The sequence below is a fragment of the Micromonospora sp. NPDC047465 genome (genome assembly GCF_040643125.1).
Taxonomy (GTDB): domain Bacteria; phylum Actinomycetota; class Actinomycetes; order Mycobacteriales; family Micromonosporaceae; genus Micromonospora.
In genome coordinates, this window is sequence record NZ_JBEYTP010000055.1 from 1 (window position 1) to 4,959 (window position 4,959).

Below are 4,959 nucleotides of genomic sequence, written 5' to 3' on the forward strand. Positions count from 1 at the left end.
ACCTGTGGTCGCCCGCGCCCCCCGCGGGGCCCCCCCCGCCCCCACCGCCCCCCGCCGGGGCCCCCCCCCGGCCCCCCCCCCCCCGCGGCCGCGTGGTGCTGGGCCCTTTCGGTGGTCGGGCCGCTGTTCACGGGCTTGTCGCCGAGGCCGTTTCCGGGACGAGGGTGGCCTGGCTGCGGTGCGCGACCGGGATGATCAACGCGGACGCCACCAGCGCGGCGACCGCGATGCCGAGCCAGCCCCAGAAGCCGAAGGCGATGACCAGGCCGGACAGCACGGCCGGGCCGATGATGTTCTGCGTGATCACGTGCAGGTCGAACGCGCCCAGGTACTCGCCCTGCGCGTGCTCGGGGGCGAGGCTGAACGCGAGACCCCAACCCGAGGCGGCCTGCATCACCTCGGCCACCGACAGGATCAGCACCGCGGCGACGATCGCGACGGACACCAGCACCACGTTGTCGTCCAGGGCCGTCACCGCGATCACCGCGCAGCCGCCGGCCAGCCAGTAGCCGGAGCGCCGCGCGAGCCTGCCGGCCCCTTCCACCGTGTCCGCGCCCCGGCTGGCCCGCACCTGGAACAGGATGACGAACACCGTGTTGAAGATGAGCAGCAACGGGATCAGGAAGTGTGGCAGCGAGGTGCGGTTGAGCGCCCACAGCGGCATCGTGACCAGGATGACGGTGACGTGGGAGGCGAGCACCGTCGAGACGCCGATGACGGAGAGGAAGCGCGGGTCGCGGACGGCGGCGAAGCGCTTGAAGCCCACCGGGACGGGACGCGACGGCACGTCGGGCAGGCGGGTGACCAGGAGCGCGGCGCTGGCCATGAGCGCGGCGGTGGTGAGCGGGATCAGCACGAGCAGCCGCTGGTCGAGCGCGGCGACGGCGGCCACCCCGATGCCGATGCTGAAGCCGATGTTGAACACCGACCGCATCATCGCCTTGAGCTTGACCCGTTCCTCGGCGGGCACGAGGTTGCCGACGAGGGCCCCGTTGGTCGGGCCGGTGCCGTACTCGATGAAGCCGACGGCGACCACCAGGGCGAAGAAGTGGATCGCGTTGTCCACCAGGGCGTAGAGCCCGAAGCCCACCGTCAGCGCGGCGAACAGTATGACGAGCAGCCTGCGCGCCCCCACCCGGTCGGCGATCACGCCGAACACGACCGACGAGATGAAGGCGGACAGGCCGGCGGCGGACAGGCCCAGGCCGACCTGCTTGGGGTCGAGGCCGACGCGGAGCGTGAAGTAGACGACGCTGCCGCTGAGGAAGACTCCCTTGCCGATCGATTCGGCCAGCCGGATCGCGATCAGTTTCCTGCGTAGCGGATCGGTCGGCACCAAACGGGATGAAAAATCAATCATTCGTGACAAGGGCATATTCGCACATCCTTGTGTGGTGGAGCGGCCGGCGACAATCCTCGCGGCGGCGAAGCTGGGCGGGACAGGGCGTTCGGCGGACCGGGGTCGGGACGACTTCCCGGGTGGGCAGGGAACTTTTCCGCTGGACGTCCGGCGCGCGGTGCGCTAGACGCCCGGCCTGATCCGGGTGGGCGGCGCGCGTGCCTGGCGTGCGGCGCGGAGGCGGGACCTGCGGGTACATCGTCCCGGCATTCCCGGTCTGTCGCGGCCTGCTCCGTCGGTCGAGAAGGGTCACCGATGGTCATATTAAATTGATTTCGGAAAATACGTCAGAAGATTGACATGGCTTCCGTCCGACTGACTTCATGTGTTGTTCTGTTCGCCGTCAGTAGATGTTCACGCCGACGCGGAGGTCGGCGCTTCCGCGACGCCTCCGGAAGGGAGGCGTCGCGGGCCGGTTAGGACGGGGTGAGGTGTCGTAATGGTCAGCGTTGGCTCGACCTCGGAACTGGCTCATACGATGAGGCGGGGTCCGGGAAGTGTCGCGGACGAGGCAAAACCTCGCACCGTGACGGTGGTGCTGGCCGACGCTCAGCCGGTGGTACGCAGGGGCCTGCATGCCCTGCTGTCCTCCTCGGCTGAGGTCAGCGTGGTCGCCGAGGCGGGGACCACGCGGGAGGCGATGACATGCGCGGCGTCGCTGCGCCCCGACGTGCTCGTGCTCGACATCGAGCTGCCGGGCTTCCAGGTGGGGGTGACGCTGCAGGAGATCGCCCGGATGTCGCCCTCGACCGCCGTGCTGGTCTTCACCGCCGTGGAGGACGAGGGGGCGGTCTTCGCGGCCATGCGGGCGGGCGCGCGGGGCTACGTGCTCAAGAGCTGCCCGGGCGACGGCATCGTGCGGACGATCCGGGGCATCGCGACGGGCGAGGTGATCCTCGGCCCCCGGGTGGCCGACCAACTCATCGGGCGGTTGGGTCGCGAGCCGCGCAACCAGCAGCTCTTCCCGGAGCTGACGACGCGTGAGCGGCAGGTGCTGGAACTGATCGCGTCGGGCATGCGCAACGTGGCGATCGCCACGCGGCTGAACCTCTCGCCGAAGACGGTCAGCAACCACATCTCGACCATCTTCAGCAAGCTGAACGTGTCGGACCGGCACGAGGCGATCGAGGTCGCCCGCAAGGCCAGGCTGGAGCGCCCCGGGCCGTACGGGTCGAGTCTCGACACGGTGTCCGGTGGCGGCGTGCCGCTGGCCCGTAGGCGTGGCGCCATGTCCCTGCCGGGGGTGGGCGGCTCGGCCGCCTGCGCCGGCGCGCGATCGATGGAGAGGTGAGCGTGATGACCCTGGATCTGGAAGCGATCGCGGACCGGCTGGAGCCGCGGTTCGGCAAGGCGGCGCACCGCTGGGTCGGCACGCTGCCCCAGCGACTGGACGAGCTCGTCGCGCAGTGGCAGCTCGACCTCGGCGACCGGCTCAAGTCCGGCAACTCCTCGGTGGTGTTCCGGTGCCGCGGCCCGCAGGGCGACGCGGTGCTGAAACTGTCGCCCGACAGCTACGCCGTACGGGAGGAGGTCGACATGCTGCGCCAGTTCGCGCCCGGCGGGCGGGTGCCGGCGGTGCTGGCGGCCGCCAAGGGCGCCGTACTGCTGGAGTCGATCCACCCGGGCACGCTGGTGGAGAAGATGCCGCAGCCGCCGTCGCCGCGGGAGTACGCCGCGTTCCTCAACGACCTGCACGGCGCCGGGGACCCGGCCGCCGCGCCGCGGCGGCTGGAGGACTGGATCGACGTGCTGTTCAACTCGGCGGTGCGGCGGGGCGCCGACCTCGCCGGGTCGAAGCGGCTGCGCGACGACCTGTTCGCGGTGCCCACCGACACCGTGCTGTTGCACGGCGACCTGCACCTGGGCAACGTGCTCAGCGGCGGCGCGAAGGGTCTGGTCGCCATCGACCCGATGGCCTGCGCCGGCGACCCGTGCTTCGACGCGGTCGACTACGTGCTGGAGGGCCTGGACCGCGCGGAGATGGTGCGCCGCCGCGACGAGCTGGCCGCGGCGGCCGGCATCGACGTGGAACGGCTGGACATGTGGTGCCGGGTGACCGCCCCGATCGGGGCGACGTACGTCAGCAACCCCGGCCACTCCGCGGAGCTGGCCGCCTTCGGGCGTGGCGAATACTAGTCGTTGCCCCGTCGGGCTCGGTGGCGTTCGTCGCCGGGCCCGGCGCGACAGTCGATGGCACGACCGGTCGTCCGCCACCCTGCCCTCCGGTCCGTAGGGTGAGGAAGGCATTGACGCTCGGCAGTGCTCCGACTAGCGTGCCTCTTCACCGCGGCGTCATCCAGTGATGACACCGGGTCAGTCTGGGAGGCAATGTGAGATCAAGAGTCCTGATGGCTTCGCTGGTGGCAGCGGGCTGCACCCTGGTCGCCGTACCGGCTGCGGCGGCACCCGCGTCCACGTCGTCCGCACCGGTGAACGCGGCCTCCGCCGCGCCCGGCGTGCGGCCGGTGCCCGGCGAGTACATCGTCCGGCTGCGCCCGGGCGCCGAACCGCGTGGCATCGCCCGTGCCCTGTCGGTCAACCCGCGGTTCGTCTACGAACGGGCTGTCAACGGCTTCGCCGCCGAGCTGACCGCCGGGCAGGTGCAGGCACTGCGCCGCGATCCCGCGGTGCTCGCCGTCGAGCAGGACGCCTGGCTCGACGGTGTCGCCGAGGGCACCCAGGCCAACCCGCCGTCCTGGGGCCTGGACCGGATCGACCAGCGCACGCTGCCGCTGTCCAACAGCTACACCACGACCGCCACCGGCTCCGGTGTGCACGCCTACGTCATCGACTCGGGCATCGACGTGACCCACCCGGACTTCGAGGGCCGGGCGAGCTTCGACTACAACGCCATCGACCGGCGCAACACCGACTGCGACGGGCACGGCACCCACGTCGCCGGCACGATCGGCTCGAAGACGTACGGGGTGGCCAAGGGCGTCCGGCTGCACGCCGTGAAGATCCTCAACTGCCAGGGCTCGGGCAAGACCTCGGCGACCATCGCCGCGATCGACTGGGTGACCGCCAACGCGGCGAAGCCGGCGGTGGCCAACACCTCGTGGAACTGGACCTACTCCGACACGATGGCCGCCGCGATCACCGGGATGATGAACTCCGGTGTCTTCCTGGCCACCTCGGCGGGCAACACCGGCGCGGACTCCTGCGATCGGCTGCCCCGGGCGGTGACCGCCGCGGTGGCCGTCGCCGCGTCGACCAACACCGACGCCCGGGCCAGCTACTCCTCGACCGGCGCCTGCGTCGACCTCTACGCTCCCGGCTCGGCGATCCTGTCGACCCAACCGAACAACACCACCGCCGTCTTCAACGGCACCTCGATGGCCACCCCGCACGTCGCGGGCATCGCCGCGCTCTACAAGAGCGTGAACGGTGACGCCTCCCAGGCCACCCTGCACAGCTGGCTGGTCGGCAACGCCACCACCGGCGTGGTCCAGGGCGACCTGGCCGGTACGCCCAACCGGCTGGTCTTCACCGGCGGCCTCTGACCGTCCACGGAGCGCCGTGGGGGGGGGGGGGGCCGGGCCCCCCCCCCCCCCCCCCCC

General features: G+C 71.3%; 4 protein-coding genes. 3 read left to right on the plus strand and 1 reads right to left on the minus strand.

Annotation, left to right across the window (positions count from 1 at the left end):
- Positions 1-127 precede the first annotated feature (127 nt).
- Positions 128-1,375, minus strand: a complete 1,248-nt coding sequence (locus tag ABZ793_RS30895) for an MFS transporter (protein WP_357463638.1) — start codon at positions 1,373-1,375, stop codon at positions 128-130.
- A gap of 550 nt (positions 1,376-1,925) precedes the next feature.
- Here ABZ793_RS30895 and ABZ793_RS30900 point away from each other — a divergent pair.
- The 3 genes from ABZ793_RS30900 (at position 1,926) to ABZ793_RS30910 (ending at position 4,902) form a co-directional block, all read left to right on the plus strand.
- Positions 1,926-2,690 (plus strand): response regulator transcription factor, encoded by a 765-nt coding sequence (locus tag ABZ793_RS30900; RefSeq protein ID WP_357463641.1) that lies wholly within the window; start codon positions 1,926-1,928, stop codon positions 2,688-2,690.
- A 5-nt stretch (positions 2,691-2,695) separates the two neighbouring features.
- Entirely contained in the window at positions 2,696-3,535 is an 840-nt protein-coding gene (locus ABZ793_RS30905) for an aminoglycoside phosphotransferase family protein (RefSeq protein WP_357463644.1), read from the plus strand.
- 212 nt (positions 3,536-3,747) lie between these two features.
- Positions 3,748-4,902, plus strand: coding sequence for a S8 family peptidase (locus tag ABZ793_RS30910; protein WP_357463647.1), 1,155 nt, complete (start codon positions 3,748-3,750; stop codon positions 4,900-4,902).
- Positions 4,903-4,959 lie beyond the last annotated feature (57 nt).

What these genes read in the sequence shown, in the direction of transcription:
- ABZ793_RS30895 (WP_357463638.1), bottom strand. Translation starts at nt 1,375, where the DNA reads ATGCCCTTGTCACGAATGATTGATTTTTCATCCCGTTTGGTGCCGACC.
- ABZ793_RS30905 (WP_357463644.1), top strand. Translation starts at nt 2,696, where the DNA reads ATGACCCTGGATCTGGAAGCGATCGCGGACCGGCTGGAGCCGCGGTTC.
- ABZ793_RS30910 (WP_357463647.1), top strand. Translation starts at nt 3,748, where the DNA reads ATGGCTTCGCTGGTGGCAGCGGGCTGCACCCTGGTCGCCGTACCGGCT.